This window comes from Microbacterium natoriense, from assembly GCF_030816295.1.
Taxonomy (GTDB): Bacteria; Actinomycetota; Actinomycetes; order Actinomycetales; family Microbacteriaceae; genus Microbacterium; species Microbacterium natoriense_A.
On sequence record NZ_JAUSXV010000001.1, the window covers coordinates 2,748,579 to 2,763,308 of the forward strand.

The following is a 14,730-nucleotide window of genomic DNA, read 5'->3' on the forward strand; positions in this document are numbered from 1 at the left end:
GTGGCGTGTTTCCTCGATCGAACGATCTGCTCACAGATCGATAACAAGGGATGTGAGATCCGCGTCCACGACGGATCGGCCCGCGCGTACTAGGCTGAAGCTCGTCCTTTCCGCCTCCCGCGGTCGTCCGCGCAAGGAGATCAATAGTGTCTGCCACCGAGCCCTCGAAGCCGACTCCCCCCGTTCCCGCTCCCCCGACGGCTCCGCTGCCGCGCAAGCTGCCTGCCAAGGCACCCGCTGCCGCGCAGACGCCTGCGGCGCCGGTCGCGCCCACCTCCTCCCCTGAGGAGGTCGCCAAGTGGGGTCGCGTGTCCGAAGACGGCACCGTCGAGGTTCTCGAGAACGACGCCTGGCGCGTCGTCGGCCAGTATCCGGACGGCACCCCTGACGAGGCTCTCGCCTACTTCGTGCGCAAGTACGATGACATCGCCTTCAAGGTGCACACGCTCGAGCAGCGGCACCAGGCCGGTGGGGCATCGGCGAGCGATCTCGCGAAGCAGGCCGCGCATCTGCTGGAGGAGGCGACCGACGCCGCCGCCGTCGGCGATCTCGCCGGTCTCCGCGATCGTCTGAACGCCCTCACCGCCTCCCTGTCAGAGGCGACGGCGCAGGAGGCACAGGCTGCCAAGGAGCTCGTCGACAAGGCGATCGCCGAGCGGACCGCTCTCGTCGAGCGCGCCGAGGCGATCGCCGCACGCGACCTGTCGAAGGTGCAGTGGAAGCAGGTCACGGCCGAGCTCAGCGATCTCTTCGACGAATGGCAGGCCCACCAGCAGAACGGCCCTCGCCTGTCGAAGAGCGTCTCGCAGCAGCTCTGGAAGCGATTCCGCGACGCCCGGGCCGCGGTCGACAAGCACCGCCGCGCCTTCTACGCCGAGCTCGACGACGCGCACAAGTCCGCCCGCGACGCCAAGACCCGTCTGGTCGAACGCGCAGAGGCCCTGGCGCCTCGCGGCGTCGACGGCATCCCCGCGTACCGCACCCTGCTCGACGAGTGGAAGTCGGCGGGCCGCGCCGGACGCAAGGTCGACGACGCTCTGTGGGCTCGGTTCAAGGCCGCCGGCGACGCGCTGTATTCGGCACGCGCCGAGCAGGCCGCAGCGGAGGAGGCCGATTCCGCGCCGAAGATCGAGGCCCGTCAGGCCCTGCTCGAAGAGGCGAAGGCGGTCGCGGACGAGGCGAACATCAAGAGCGCCCGGGCTCTCCTTACCCGCATCCAGCGCCAGTGGGACGAGATCGGACGCATCTTCCCGCGCGAGAAGGAACGCGCGCTCGACGACCGTCTGCGCGTGGTCGAGCAGTCCCTGAAGGCCCGCGAAGAGGTCGACTGGAAGAAGAACAACCCCGAGACCAAGGCCCGCGCCAACGACATGAGCTCGCAGCTGCTCGAGGCGATCGAGAAGCTCGAGGCCGAGCTCGCCGCGGCCGAGAAGGCCGGCGACAAGAAGGCCGCGAAGGCGGCGGCGGATGCTCTCGAGGCGCGCCGCACCTGGCTCAGCGCCCTGGGCGGCTGAACTTCTCCACAGATCTCCGCACGGACATCCGAACGCGGGATGCACTGCGCCACACTGGCGTGATGCATCCCGCGTTCCTGTACATGCCCGGCGGCAGGCTGAGCGTGAGCGAGCTGAGCGCGGCGCGCCTCGACGGACACGTGGTCGAGCTCGGCGAAGGGTACATTCCGGCCGATCTCGTGGAGGGGGCGGCCCTGCGCGCCCAGGCCATCGCTTCGCTGATACCCGCCGGCACAGCCGCCAGCGGCCCGACGGCGGCCTGGGTGCATGCGGGCGGCGCTCCGCCCCCGGCACGGCACCACGTGAGCCGCACCAGCGCACAGCGTCTGCGCATCGACGTCGACCGGCGGGTCACGTTCCACGACCGCCGTGTCGAGTCTGCTGAGATCAGTCTGTTGAGCGGCGTCCGGGTCACGACCCCTGCGCGGACCATGACCGATCTGCTGCTCGGCACCCGGCGCGGACCCGACTTCCTCGTATGGGCGCGTCTGCTCGCCGACGCGCTCCCTGCGGCGGTCGAGCAGGCTGAGCAGGAGATCGAATCGCTGCACCGGGTTCCCGGGCGCCGTCAGGCGCTCGAGGCGCTTGCCGCGTTGGGCTTCAGGAAGACGTGACCCGATACACGTCGTAGACGGCGTCGATGCGTCGGACGGCGTTGAGCACACGGTCGAGGTGGACGGCATCGCCCATCTCGAACACGAAGCGGCTGAGCGCCAAGCGCTCGTCGGTCGTCGACACCGTCGCGGAGAGGATGTTCACGTGATGCTCGCTGAGCACACGAGTAACGTCCGACAGCAGACCCGAGCGATCGAGGGCCTCGACCTGGATCTGCACGCGGAACACGCTCTTCGTCGTCGGGGCCCAGGAGACGTCGACGAACCGTTCCTGTTCCGCATCGCCGCTCAGCGCCTTGATGTTGACGCAATCAGCGCGATGCACCGAGACGCCGCTTCCGCGGGTCACGAAGCCGACGATCTGGTCGCCCGGCACAGGAGTGCAGCACTTCGCGAGCTTGACCAGGATGTCGGATGCGCCACGGACGAGGATGCCGGAATCGCCGGAGCGGGACTCGCGGGCCTGCGTGTGCCCCGGAACGTCGATGGGACCGGTCGCCGGGTCGTTCGCCGCCACGAGAGCGGTGACCTTCTCGAGCACCGACTGGGTCGACACGTGCCCCTCGCCCACTGCGGCGTAAAGCGCGGAGACGTCTTCGTAGCGCAGCTGCCTGGCGACTTCGGCGAACGAATCCTGACTCATCAAGCGCTGCAGGGGCAGGTTCTGACGGCGCATCGCGCGGGCGATGGCCTCTTTACCCTGCTCGATCGCCTCTTCGCGACGCTCCTTCGTGAACCAGCCGCGGATCTTGTTGCGCGCGCGCGTGCTCTTGACGAACCCGAGCCAGTCCTGGCTGGGTCCGGCATCCGGGTTCTTGGAGGTGAAGACCTCGACCACGTCGCCGCTCTTGAGCTCCGACTCGAGCGGCACCAGGCGTCCGTTGACTTTGGCGCCCATCGTGCGGTGGCCGATCTCGGTGTGCACGGCATAGGCGAAGTCGACCGGTGAGGCGTCCGCCGGTAGACCGATCACGCGGCCCTTCGGCGTGAAGACGTACACTTCCTTCGCGCCGATCTCGAATCTCAGCGAATCGAGGAACTCCCCGGGGTCGGCCGTCTCGGCCTGCCAGTCCGAGATGTGCGCGAGCCAGGCCATGTCGGCGTCGGCGGCGCGGACCTCGGTCTTGCCGCCGTTCATCCGCTCCTTGTACATCCAGTGCGCCGCGACGCCGTACTCCGCCTGGTGGTGCATCTCCTGCGTGCGGATCTGGATCTCGACCGTGCGACCCGCGGGGCCGATGACGGTCGTGTGGAGGGACTGATACAGGTTGAACTTCGGCGTGGCGATGTAGTCCTTGAACCGGCCGGGCAACGGTGTCCAGCGGGCGTGGATGGCGCCGAGCACGGCGTAGCAGTCGCGCACCGAGGCGACGATGACGCGGATGCCGATGAGGTCGTAGATGTCGTCGAACTCGCGACCTCTGACGACCATCTTCTGATACACCGAGTACAGCTGCTTCGGGCGCCCGACCACGGTTCCGCGGATGCGAAGATCGCGCAGATCCTCGTCGATCTCCTCGACGACCTGATTAAGGTACTTCTCGCGCTGCGGGGTGCGCTGCGCAATGAGGCTCTGGATCTCGTTGTAGATCTTCGGATGCAGGACGGCGAACGACAGATCCTCGAGTTCGGACTTGATCGCCTGGATGCCGAGCCTGTTCGCCAGCGGCGCGTAGATCTCGAGAGTCTCCTTGGCCTTCTTCGCCGCCTTCTCGGGCGGGACGAAGCCCCAGGTTCGCGCATTGTGCAGGCGATCGGCCAGCTTGATGAGCAGGACGCGGATGTCCTTCGACATCGCGACGATCATCTTGCGGACCGTCTCGGCCTGCGCGCTCTCGCCGTACTTGACCTTGTCGAGCTTCGTGACCCCGTCGACCAGCATGGCGACCTCGTCGCCGAACTCGGCCGTCAGCTCGCTCAGTGCGTAACCGGTGTCCTCGACGGTGTCGTGCAGAAGAGCTGCAGCGACCGCACGCGGTCCGAGGCCGAGCTCTGCGAGGATCTGCGCGACCGCGAGCGGGTGCGTGATGTACGGCTCACCGCTCTGGCGCTTCTGGCCTTCGTGCTTCTGCTTGGCGACGGCGTACGCACGCTCGATCACCGCGAAATCGCCGCGGGGATGGTTCGCCCTGACCGTGCGGATCAGGTTGTCGACGTCGTTGATCCGGGACGCGCGGGAGAAGATGCGGGGAACCAGACGTCGCAGACTGGATCCCTGCGACGACGACTGCGGTTCCGCCATCCGCGTACCTCCCGAACTTCTACATCTTACTCGCGTCCTGCGGGGCTGAGCCCCGCAGGACGCGGACGGTCACGCGTCGACGGTCGCCTTGCTGCGCGCTTCGAGGATCTTGGCATCGCGCGCCTTGATCTTCGGCTCCCCCTCGCGGAACAGCGAGTACAGCGGGGCGGCGACGAACAGAGTCGAGTACGTCGCGACGAGGATACCGACGAAGATCGACAGCGAGATGTCGGTGAGCGTCTCGGCTCCGAGCCAGAAGGACCCGATGAAGAGGATCGCACCGACCGGCAGGGCCGCGACGACCGACGTGTTGATCGAGCGCACCAGGGTCTGGTTGACCGCGAGGTTGACCGCTTCCCCGAAGGTGCGTCCAGACTTGTCGCCGTCTTCCGTGGTGTTCTCGCGGATCTTGTCGAACACGACCGTCGTGTCGTAGAGCGAGTAGGCGAGGATCGTCAGGAAGCCGATCACGGCGGCCGGGGAGATCTCGAAGCCGGCGAGAGCGTAGATGCCGATCGTGATGACCAGCACGTCGAGCAGGCCGATGATCGCCGCAGCCGACATCTTCCACGTACGGAAGTACAGCGCCAGGATCAGGAAGGTCAGAGCGAGGAAGATCGCCAGACCCCAGAGGGACTGCTTGGTGACGTTCTCACCCCAGGCCGGGCCGATGAACGACGAGGTGACGCTGTCGGGCTCGACGCCGTAGGCGTCGGCGAGAGCATTCGACACCTTCTGCGTCTCGTCATCGCTCATCTGGTCGGTCTGGACGCGGATGTCCTTCTCGTTGACCGTGACGACCTTGGTCGCAGCTCCCGGCACCACCGAGTGCACAGCCTCGGTGGCCTTGGACTGATCGGTGCTCTTGGGCGCCGTGACGGTGAACTGCGAACCGCCGGTGAACTCGATCGAGAACTGCACGGGGCGGAACACCGGCACGAGAACCGATCCGACCACGAGGGCGATCGCGATGATGAACCACAGCCGGCGCCTGCCGACGAACGGGAAGGAGGTCTTGCCCGAGTAGAGATTGTTTCCGAAGTCGTTCATGGAAGCCATCAGTTCTCCCCCTCCTCTGCCTTGCTGCGCGGACTCTCGTCGGTGGTGCTGCCGGCGGATGCCAGGGCCTCGGCGCGCTTGCGCTCGGCGATGGTCTGGCGGCGGTCGGCCTCGGCCCGGGAACGGACGTTCTTCGCACCGCGGCCGCTGGTGGCAGTGACCACCTCGCGGTACTGGGACCTGCTGCGGTAGACCGCGCCCAGCGACTCGGGGTCGAGTCCGGACAGCGGGTGGCCGTTGCCGAAGAACCGGGTTCGCACGAGCAGCTGCATGACCGGATGCGTGAAGATCACGAAGATGAACACGTCGATGATGGTCGTGAGGCCGAGCGTGAACGCGAACCCCTTGACCGTCGCGTCGGCCAGGATGTAGAGCACCACGGCGGCGAGGATGTTGATCGACTTCGAGATGTAGATCGTGCGCTTGGCACGGCCCCAGCCGTCTTCCACGGCCGCCGTGATCGACTTGCCGTCACGGAGCTCGTCTCGGATTCGCTCGAAGTACACGATGAACGAGTCGGCCACGAATCCGATCGACACGATCAGACCTGCCACACCGGCCAGCGACAGGCGGAAGCCCATGCGCCAGGCGAGGATGCAGATGATGATGTACGTCAGCACGCCCATCACCGCGATCGATGCGACGATCACGGCACCGAGGGCTCGGTAGACGATCAGCGAGTAGATCGCGACGAGCACGAGGCCGATGAGACCGGCGATGAGGCCGATCTGCAGCTGCTGCGTGCCGAGCGTGGCCGACACCGTGCCGGAGCTCTGCACTTCGAAGCTCAAGGGCAGCGCGCCGAACTTGAGCTGGTCGGCGAGCGTCTTCGACGACTCCTGGGTGAAGCTTCCCGAGATGCTGGGACGCCCGTCGAGGATCTGTCCGTTCATCTGCGGAGCGCTGATCACGCTGCCGTCGAGCACGAACGCGAACTGATCGCGCGGCGAGAGGCTGGCGAGCTTGTTCTGGTACAGGCGCGTGCTGACCTTGCCGAACGCGTCGGCGCCATCGGCGGTCATGGTCAGCTGCACGAGCCATGCACCCGACTTCGGGTCGCGGCCCGCCGTCGCGTCGGTGATCGCGGTGCCATCGAGCTCTGCCGGTCCGAGCAGATACTTCGCGGCGCCGCTCGGGTCGCACGCGATGAGCGGCTGGTCTTTGGGAGCGCGGGCCGGGTCGGTGGAGGGGTTCGCGCAGTCGTAGGAGAGGAACTCGGCCTGCAGCTTGTCGGTGATCCACGCGGTGTCGCTCGCGTCGGTCGGCGTGGCGGTAGGTGTCGCGTTGAGCGAGTCGTCTGGCGTCGGATACGGCGTGGGGTTGCCGTCTTCGCCCGTGAACGCGGTCGCGGCGGCCGTCGTCTCGAGCACGGCGCGGAACTCGAGCTGCGCACTCGACTTGATCCGGTTGCGGGTGGCCTCATCGGCCACACCGGGGATCTGGACGACGATGTTCTGTCCGCCCTCGGTGGTGATGTCGGCCTCGCTGACACCCGAGGCGTCGACGCGCTGGCGGATGATCGCCGCTGCCTGATCCATCTGCTCCTGCGAAGGAGCGGCGCCGTCTTCGGTCTGCGCCTGCAGGACGATCTGCGTTCCGCCCTGCAGGTCGAGGGCGAGTTCTGGAGTCCAAGAGCTCTTCTGGAACACGTACACGCCGAGCGCGTTGATGCCGAAGAGGACGCCCGTCACCAGAAGAAGCCCGAGAAGGACCCTCCAGGCGTGACGGACAGGTGAGGAAGAAGCCACGTGCTCAGCTTTCTGACATGCCGGCGCGCCGCTGCGGCGCGCAGATCCTGAAGAAGATTACTTGTCGTCCGCGTCGCGCTCGAGACGCGCACGCGTCTCATCGGCGGTCTCGATCGACGGGGCCTGCTCGTCGGCTGCGGAGTCGTCCACAGCATCCGGCTCGTCTGCGGCATCCGCGTCGTCCGCGACCGTCGGCTCCACGACCCGGAGGATCGCCTGGCTGTGCACCTCGATGATGGTGCCCGGTGCGATCTCGACGAGCGCCGGCTCATCGAGGTTCTCGGGGTCGTACGCGACGATCGTGCCGTAGAGGCCGCCCTGCAGCAGTACCTTGGCGCCGGGAACCGTCTTGGTCGCCTTCTCCTCCTGGTCGGCCTTCATCTGCTTCTGCCGCTTGCGGCTGTTGACGAACATGAAGACGATCAGGACGCCGAGGACCGGCAGCATGAGGAGTGTGGGATCCATGACGGATGCCTTTCATTCGCGCACACGCCAACAGCGGCCTGCACTTCGGGGGATGAGACGGAAGTCTCCAGCGATTATAGGTTATCGAAGAGTCCGCCCTCGGCCTGGTGCGCGAGTCCGAGGTGCGCGAAGGCCTCGGGCATCGCGACCCGGCCGCGGGGCGTTCTACCGAGGAAGCCGATGCGCACCAGATAGGGCTCCACCACGCTCTCGACCGTCTCGGCCTCTTCGCCCACCGCGACGGCGAGAGTGCTGAGGCCGACAGGGCCGCCTCGGAACCGGCGGACCAGTGCGTCGAGCACGGCGCGGTCCAGACGATCGAGACCGATCGGGTCTACGTCGTAGAGCTCGAGGGCGGCTCGTACGCCCGAGAGTGATGCCGCTCCCCCGCCGTGCACGAGCGCGTAGTCGCGCACACGACGCAGGAGCCGGTTCGCGATGCGGGGTGTACCTCGTGAGCGACGGGCGATCTCGCTGAGGGAATCGGACGGCAGATCGACGCCCAGCACGAGCGCGGATCTCGCGATCACCTGCTCGAGTTCGCCCTCGTCGTAGAACTCGAGGTGGCCGGTGAAGCCGAAGCGATCGCGCAGCGGGTTCGGCAGAAGGCCCGAGCGCGTCGTCGCGCCGACGAGGGTGAACGGAGCCAGCTCGAGCGGGATGCTCGTGGCGCCAGCCCCCTTCCCGACCATGATGTCGATGCGGAAGTCTTCCATGGCGAGGTACAGCATCTCCTCGGCGGACCGCGCCATGCGGTGGATCTCGTCGATGAAGAGCACTTCGCCCGGAGTCAGGCTAGACAGCAGCGCGGCGAGGTCGCCGGCGTGCTGGATCGCCGGCCCGCTCGACATGCGCAGCGGACGCCCGCTCTCGTGCGCGACGATCATGGCGAGAGTGGTCTTGCCGAGACCCGGGGGGCCCGCCAGCAGGATGTGGTCGGCGGAGCGGCCTTGAATCGCCGCGGCGTCGAGCAGCAGCTGGAGCTGCCCTCGGACCTTCATCTGCCCGACGAACTCGTCGAGACTGCCCGGTCGGAGCGCCCCCTCGATCGCGAGTTCGGCCTCGTCGACCGGTTCCATGGCGTCGCGGGCCTCAGACACGTGCCGGTCCCAGTGTCGCGAGAGCACGACGAAGGAGCGAGGACACGGAGGCGCGCTCGGCTTCGGAGGCGTCGGTGGCGGTCTGCGTGGCCGCCTCGACCGCGACCTTCTCGGACCAGCCGAGGCCGACGAGCGCGGCGGCGACCTGGTCGACCACGTCGCCGCGGGATGCCCCGGTGGTCTTCGCCGCAGGCGCCGTAGCCTGCACCTTGCCTGCGAGCTGCAGGACGATGAGCTTGGCAGTCTTCGGCCCGATGCCGGAGACCCGCCGGAAGGGAGCGTCGTCCTCGGCGGTGACCGCCTCGGCGATCTGATCCACCGTGAGGTGCGAGAGCACGCCGAGAGCGGACTTCGGGCCGACCCCCGTGACGCTGATCAGCAGCCCGAAGATCTCGAGCTCGTCGCGGTCGGCGAACCCGTACAGCGAGAGCGCGTCTTCACGCACGATGAGGCTGGTGTGCAGCAGCATCCGCTCGCCGATCGACGCGGTGTGCGCGACGTCGGCGGGCACGGCGACGGAGAAGCCGACGCCACCGACCTCGATGACGACCTGATCCGACGTCGTGTGCAGCACGGTGCCGTGCAGGGAGGAGATCATGGGTCCAGCTTAGGCGCGGGATCGTACATACGTTCGAGCGACACGCTCCGCGTCGGCCCAGGCCTTCTGCGCCGGCGTGAGCGCGTCCTGCCCCGGAGGTCCGGCCGCGCCTCGTCGCCAGGCATGGCACAGAGCGATCGCGAGGGCATCTGCCGCGTCGGCGGGCTGAGGGGGCGCGTCGAGGCGCAGGATGCGGGCGATCATCGCCTGCACCTGCTTCTTGTCCGCGGCGCCGTAGCCCGTGACCGCCGCCTTCACCTCGCTCGGCGTGTGCGTGGCTGCGGGGAGCCCCGCCTCGGCGGCGAGCAGCAGGGCGACCCCGCTGGCCTGAGCCGTCCCCATCACGGTGTGGCTGTTCTGCTGGGCGAACACGCGCTCCACCGCGACAGCATCCGGCTCGTGGATCTCGAGGACCTCGCGGATGCCGGCGGCGACCAGCGCGAGCCGCTCGCCGATCGGCGCATCCACGGGGGTGCGGATCACACCGACGTGCACAAGCGTGCCGCGGCGGGATCGATCGACGTCGACGACTCCCACGCCGCAGCGCGTGAGCCCGGGGTCGATGCCGAGGACGCGCAGCGAGGAGGAGGTCACTCCCCCAGGCTAAGCGCGGTCATCGGCACTGGGTCGCAGGCACGCAGCAGAGTCACTCGTCGTTCTCGAGCTCCGCCTGCACCTCTGCGGTCAGGTCGAAGTTGCTGAAGACGTTCTGCACGTCCTCGCTGTCTTCGAGAGCGTCGATCAGGCGGAAGATCTTGCGCGCGGTGTCGGCGTCGATCTCCACCTTGAGGTTCGGGACGAACTCGACGTCGGCCGACTCGTAGTCGATGCCTGCGTCCTGGAGCGCGGTGCGGACCGTGACCAGGTCGGTCGGCTCGGTGACGATCTCGAAGCCCTCGGCGTGCGGCTCGATCTCCTCGGCCCCCGCCTCGAGGGCGGCCATCATGACGTCGTCTTCCGTCGTGCCCTCGGAGCCGACGACGATGACGCCCTTGCGGCTGAAGTTGTAGGCCACGCTGCCGGGGTCGGCGAGCGTGCCGCCGTTGCGGCTGAGGGCCGTGCGCACCTCGGCGGCCGCGCGATTCTTGTTGTCGGTCAGACACTCGATCATGAGGGCGACGCCGTTGGGGCCGTAGCCTTCGTACATGATCGACGTGTACTCGACGGCTTCGCCGCCGATGCCCGCACCGCGCTTGACCGCACGGTCGATGTTGTCCTTCGGGACGGACGTCTTCTTCGCCTTCTGCACCGCGTCGAAGAGCGTCGGGTTTCCCGCCAGATCAGGACCGCCGAGCTTGGCCGCGACCTCGATGTTCTTGATGAGCTTCGCCCACGACTTGGCACGACGCGAGTCGATGATCGCCTTCTTGTGCTTGGTCGTGGCCCATTTGGAATGCCCGGACATAAGTCTCCGCTCGTCGTATCCGCCCCGGCGCTCGGCCAAGGGCATCGTCCAGTCTAGAAGATGAGCACGAAGTCTGCGACGCTCGCCTCGCAGACCGTGACCTCGGAACCAGGCGCGGCATGGTCCTCGTGGTGTGGAACGCCGACGACGCGACCTCCGCGACTACCATCTCCCGTAGGTGCATGGATGCACCGCTCAGGAGGAACGATGACGAACCCTCGTGCACGGATCAAGCGCAGTCCCCGCGGACAGGCGATGGCTCCGGACACCGATCCGATACCCGCTTCCGCATTCGATGCCCTCGATCGCACTGTGCTGCACTGGCTGGGAATGGCTGGTTTCCTCATCAACGCGCGGGGAACCCTGCTCGCCGTCGATCCGCTGCTCGAGGGGTTCGACATGCCGGTCCTCATCGACTTCCCGCTTCGAGCAGCCGACGTGCCTCGACTCGATGCGGTCCTGGTCACACATGCGGACAACGATCACTTCAGCGTCCCGACGTGCACGGCCCTGAGCGCAGTCACCGGGCGCTTCCACTCGACGCGATATGTCGCCGAGCAGATGCGCGGATCCGGTATGCGTGCGGAGGGCCATGACATCGGCGACGAGTTCGCCGTCGGCGAGGTGCGCGTCAAGGTGACGCCCGCTGATCACGCGTGGCAGAACGCGCACCCTGAACCCGGGCAGCGCGTGTTCCACGATGAGGACTCCTGTGGGTTCTGGATCACGACACCTGACGGCGTGATCTGGGCGCCGGGCGACTCCCGCCTGATCCCCGAGCACCATCTGGCCATGCCGTCGCCGGACGCACTGCTGTTCGACTTCTCGGACAGCGACTGGCATTTCGGTTTCGAGGGCGCCGTGAAGATGGCGAACGCCTACCCCGACGCCGATCTGCTCCTGCATCATTGGGGCAGCGTCGACTCCGCGGATTTCGCTCCGTTCAACGCCGATCCCGAGACACTGCCGGGTGTCGTCGTCAATCCCGACCGCATCCGAGTACTCGCGCCCGGCGAGCCGTTCACGCTCCGACGGATTCGATAGTCATCCCGGTGCTTCTCGGGACGCCCGAGCCGTCCTAGCGCGGTGCGAGGCGGTCGAGGAAACGCTGGTGGAAGCGCGTCTCTCCCGTGATCTCGGGATGGAAGCTCAGACCGAGCAGATTCTCCTGCTCGACGGCCACCACGCGGCCGTCGGGCAGGGCTGCGAGGACAGATGCCGCGGGCCCCACGCTCTCGACGACGGGTCCGCGGATGAAGGCGGCCTTGACCGGCGCTCCCCCGAGCTCCGGTACGTCGAGCTCGGCTTCGAACGACTCCGCCTGTCTGCCGAACGCGTTGCGGCGCACGACGACGTCGAGCCCGCCGAACGACTCCTGCCCATCGATCGCGTCCGTGACGGTGTCGGCGAGCATGATGAGCCCGGCGCAGGTGCCGAAGACCGGCATCCCGTCGGCGATCGCCGCCCGGATGGGTTCCTGCATCCCGAAGATGCGGGACAGCTTGTCGATCACGCTCGACTCACCGCCCGGGATCACGAGGCCGTCGACGGCCGCGAGTTCCTCTGGGCGTCGGACGAGCACGACATCGGCACCCAACCTCACGAGCAGGGCGGCGTGCTCACGCACGTCGCCCTGCAGCGCGAGGACGCCGACCTTCGCGGACTTACCAGCCACGCTCGGCAAGACGGTGCGGTGCGGGGAGGTCGGAGACGTTGATGCCGACCATGGCTTCGCCGAGTCCGCGTGAGACCTCGGCGATGACCTTGGGGTCGTCGAAGAAGGTCGTCGCCTTGACGATCGCCTTGGCGCGCTCGGCAGGGTTGCCCGACTTGAAGATGCCGGAGCCGACGAACACGCCGTCGGCGCCCAGCTGCATCATCATGGCGGCATCCGCCGGCGTCGCGACGCCGCCGGCGACGAACAGCACGACGGGCAGCTTGCCGGTCTCGGCGATCTCTGCGACGAGCTCGTAGGGCGCCTGCAGCTCCTTGGCCGCGACGTACAGCTCATCCTTCGGCAGAGCCGTGAGGGCTGCGATCTCGCCGCGGATCTTGCGGATGTGCTTCATGGCCTCGGAGACGTCTCCCGTGCCGGCCTCGCCCTTCGAGCGGATCATCGCGGCGCCCTCGTTGATGCGACGCAGCGCCTCGCCGAGGTTGGTGGCACCGCACACGAACGGCACGGTGAAGTCGTACTTGTCGATGTGGTTGACGTAGTCGGCGGGCGAGAGCACCTCGGACTCGTCGATGTAGTCGACGCCGAGCTCCTGCAGCACCTGCGCCTCGACGAAGTGGCCGATGCGCGCCTTCGCCATCACGGGGATCGACACCGACGCGATGATGCTGTCGATCATGTCGGGGTCGCTCATGCGCGAGACGCCACCCTGAGCGCGGATGTCGGCGGGAACCCGCTCGAGCGCCATGACGGCGACGGCGCCGGCGTCTTCGGCGATCTTCGCCTGCTCGGCGGTGACGACGTCCATGATGACGCCGCCCTTGAGCATCTCGGCGAGTCCGCGCTTGACGCGCGAGGATCCGGTGGTGGTCTGTTCGGTCATGGGGAGCTCCTCGGGTGCAACCAATCCAGGTTTTGATCTATGCCAAACAGTAGCACCGTCCGGAACAACCTAGAATCGACACGAGGGCACATGAGCGACGACATCACAGGCACCACCGCGGCGGAGATCGCCGACAGCGTGCGCGGCCTGCGCGACCGCGGCGCCCTCCCCCCGGGAACCGTGCTCCCTCCTGTACGCGAGCTCGCGGCGACCCTCGGCGTCAACCGCAACACCGCGGTCGCCGCCTACCGGCAGCTCGCCCAGGCCGGACTCGTCGTCTCCCGTGGCCGTGCAGGCACCGTCATCGCCGGCCACCACTCCGTGGCGCAAGAGGGTTACGCGGCGGACACCGTCTTGCGCGACGTCGCGACGGGCAACCCCGACCCCCGTCTCATCCCCGACCCGACACCCGCGCTCGCCACCGTGACCGGTCGCCCCGTCCTGTACGGCGAACCCGTGATCGACGAGTCGCTCGACGCCTGGGCGCGCAACTGGATCGCTGCCGATCTCGGGGCCGACTTCCGCGTCACGGTCACCAGCGGGGCCGTGGATGCGGTCGAGCGTCTGCTGGCTCAGGCCCTCATGCGTGACGACGCGGTGGCCCTCGAAGACCCCTGCTTCCTGGCCAGCATCCACACCGTCCGCCTCGGCGGCTATCGGGCTGTCCCCGTCCCCGTCGACGAGGAGGGGATGACGGTCGAAGGACTCCGCGCAGCGCTGGATGCCGGCGTCCGCGCCGTGATCTGTACGCCACGTGCCCAGAACCCGACCGGTGCGAGCATGACGGCGGCCCGAGCCGCGGCGCTGAGAGCCGTGCTCGCCGACCATCCCTACGTGCTGATCATCGAGGACGACCATTTCTCGATGCTGTCGCAGCGCCCGTACGAGTCGCTGATCGGGCCGGCGCACCGGCGGTTCGCACTGGTGCGCTCGGTGTCGAAGTTCCTCGGACCCGACATGTGCCTCGCGATCGCGGCGACCGACCCGGAGACCGCCGACCGGCTCGCCATGCGGCTCAGCCCCGGCACGACGTGGGTCAGCCACCTGCTGCAGCGGCTCGCCCTCGCACAGCTCACGGATGCTCGGGTCACCGCCGAGGTCTCCGCCGCCGCCGCCCACTACGCCGCGCGCAACGAGGCGTTCTCCGCCCGGCTCCGCGCGCACGGCATCGACGCGCCGGCATCCGACGGGCTGAGCCTCTGGATCCCGCTCCCACTCCCCGCCCGCGTCGTCACCGAGCGCCTGATGCGCCGCGGATGGCTCGCGCGCACCGGCGACGAGTTCGCGCTCGGCGATCGCAACGAGCCGTCTCGGCACCTGCGCCTGACCGTGCACGACCTCTCGGACGACGACGCGGACATGCTCGTCGCAGACCTCGTCGCGGCACTGCGATGATCACACCCCGCGCGGACATCGGCCCGCGCCCT

14 protein-coding genes are annotated in these 14,730 nt (G+C 67.9%); 4 read left to right on the forward strand and 10 right to left on the reverse strand.

From position 1 onward, the window contains the following. The first annotated feature begins 146 nt into the window (after nt 1-146). Nucleotides 147-1,514, forward strand: coding sequence for a DUF349 domain-containing protein (locus QFZ53_RS12855; protein WP_307297001.1), 1,368 nt, complete (start codon nt 147-149; stop codon nt 1,512-1,514). A 62-nt stretch (nt 1,515-1,576) separates the two neighbouring features. After that, nucleotides 1,577-2,128, forward strand: coding sequence for a hypothetical protein (locus QFZ53_RS12860; protein ID WP_307297002.1), 552 nt, complete (start codon nt 1,577-1,579; stop codon nt 2,126-2,128). Here QFZ53_RS12860 and QFZ53_RS12865 read toward each other — a convergent pair. The 8 genes from QFZ53_RS12865 to QFZ53_RS12900 all read right to left on the reverse strand — a co-directional run bounded on the left by QFZ53_RS12865 (nt 2,115) and on the right by QFZ53_RS12900 (nt 10,745). Then, nucleotides 2,115-4,370 (reverse strand): RelA/SpoT family protein, encoded by a 2,256-nt coding sequence (locus QFZ53_RS12865; RefSeq protein WP_292910909.1) that lies wholly within the window; start codon nt 4,368-4,370, stop codon nt 2,115-2,117. The two genes, QFZ53_RS12860 and QFZ53_RS12865, sit on opposite strands and share 14 nt — an antisense overlap. A gap of 69 nt (nt 4,371-4,439) precedes the next feature. After that, complete coding sequence (secF, locus tag QFZ53_RS12870; protein WP_292910911.1) at nt 4,440-5,429, reverse strand: protein translocase subunit SecF; 990 nt, start codon at nt 5,427-5,429, stop codon at nt 4,440-4,442. Continuing rightward, entirely contained in the window at nt 5,429-7,177 is a 1,749-nt protein-coding gene (gene secD / locus QFZ53_RS12875; RefSeq protein WP_307297005.1) for a protein translocase subunit SecD, read from the reverse strand. The genes secF and secD overlap by 1 nt, the downstream gene beginning before the upstream one ends. 57 nt (nt 7,178-7,234) lie before the next feature. After that, entirely contained in the window at nt 7,235-7,642 is a 408-nt protein-coding gene (locus QFZ53_RS12880; protein WP_292909126.1) for a preprotein translocase subunit YajC, read from the reverse strand. A gap of 74 nt (nt 7,643-7,716) precedes the next feature. After that, nucleotides 7,717-8,742 carry a Holliday junction branch migration DNA helicase RuvB gene (ruvB, locus tag QFZ53_RS12885; protein WP_292909124.1) on the reverse strand — a complete coding sequence of 342 codons (1,026 nt, stop codon included), beginning with the start codon at nt 8,740-8,742 and terminating at the stop codon, nt 7,717-7,719. Continuing rightward, nucleotides 8,735-9,340 carry a Holliday junction branch migration protein RuvA gene (gene ruvA / locus QFZ53_RS12890; RefSeq protein WP_292909122.1) on the reverse strand — a complete coding sequence of 202 codons (606 nt, stop codon included), beginning with the start codon at nt 9,338-9,340 and terminating at the stop codon, nt 8,735-8,737. The genes ruvB and ruvA overlap by 8 nt, the downstream gene beginning before the upstream one ends. A gap of 9 nt (nt 9,341-9,349) precedes the next feature. Beyond that, the gene (gene ruvC / locus QFZ53_RS12895; protein ID WP_292909120.1) at nt 9,350-9,934 is read right to left on the reverse strand and encodes a crossover junction endodeoxyribonuclease RuvC; all 585 of its coding nucleotides are present in this window, start codon (nt 9,932-9,934) and stop codon (nt 9,350-9,352) included. A gap of 52 nt (nt 9,935-9,986) precedes the next feature. After that, on the reverse strand, nt 9,987-10,745 hold the full coding sequence (locus QFZ53_RS12900) for a YebC/PmpR family DNA-binding transcriptional regulator (protein ID WP_292909118.1): 759 nt from the start codon (nt 10,743-10,745) through the stop codon (nt 9,987-9,989). A 207-nt stretch (nt 10,746-10,952) separates the two neighbouring features. On the opposite strand from QFZ53_RS12900, the gene QFZ53_RS12905 reads away from it, so the two are divergent. Then, nucleotides 10,953-11,789, forward strand: a complete 837-nt coding sequence (locus QFZ53_RS12905) for an MBL fold metallo-hydrolase (protein ID WP_307297012.1) — start codon at nt 10,953-10,955, stop codon at nt 11,787-11,789. Nucleotides 11,790-11,823: 34 nt separating this feature from the next. Here QFZ53_RS12905 and pdxT read toward each other — a convergent pair whose 3' ends face one another. After that, the gene (pdxT, locus tag QFZ53_RS12910) at nt 11,824-12,420 is read right to left on the reverse strand and encodes a pyridoxal 5'-phosphate synthase glutaminase subunit PdxT (protein ID WP_307297014.1); all 597 of its coding nucleotides are present in this window, start codon (nt 12,418-12,420) and stop codon (nt 11,824-11,826) included. Beyond that, nucleotides 12,410-13,303, reverse strand: a complete 894-nt coding sequence (pdxS, locus tag QFZ53_RS12915; protein ID WP_307297017.1) for a pyridoxal 5'-phosphate synthase lyase subunit PdxS — start codon at nt 13,301-13,303, stop codon at nt 12,410-12,412. Before pdxS ends, pdxT begins: the two co-directional genes overlap by 11 nt. 90 nt (nt 13,304-13,393) lie before the next feature. Between pdxS and QFZ53_RS12920 the strand changes: the two genes are divergently transcribed. Beyond that, a complete protein-coding gene (locus QFZ53_RS12920) occupies nt 13,394-14,698 on the forward strand; it encodes an aminotransferase class I/II-fold pyridoxal phosphate-dependent enzyme (RefSeq protein ID WP_307297018.1) in 1,305 nt (434 codons plus the stop codon). The last annotated feature ends 32 nt before the right edge of the window (nt 14,699-14,730 follow it).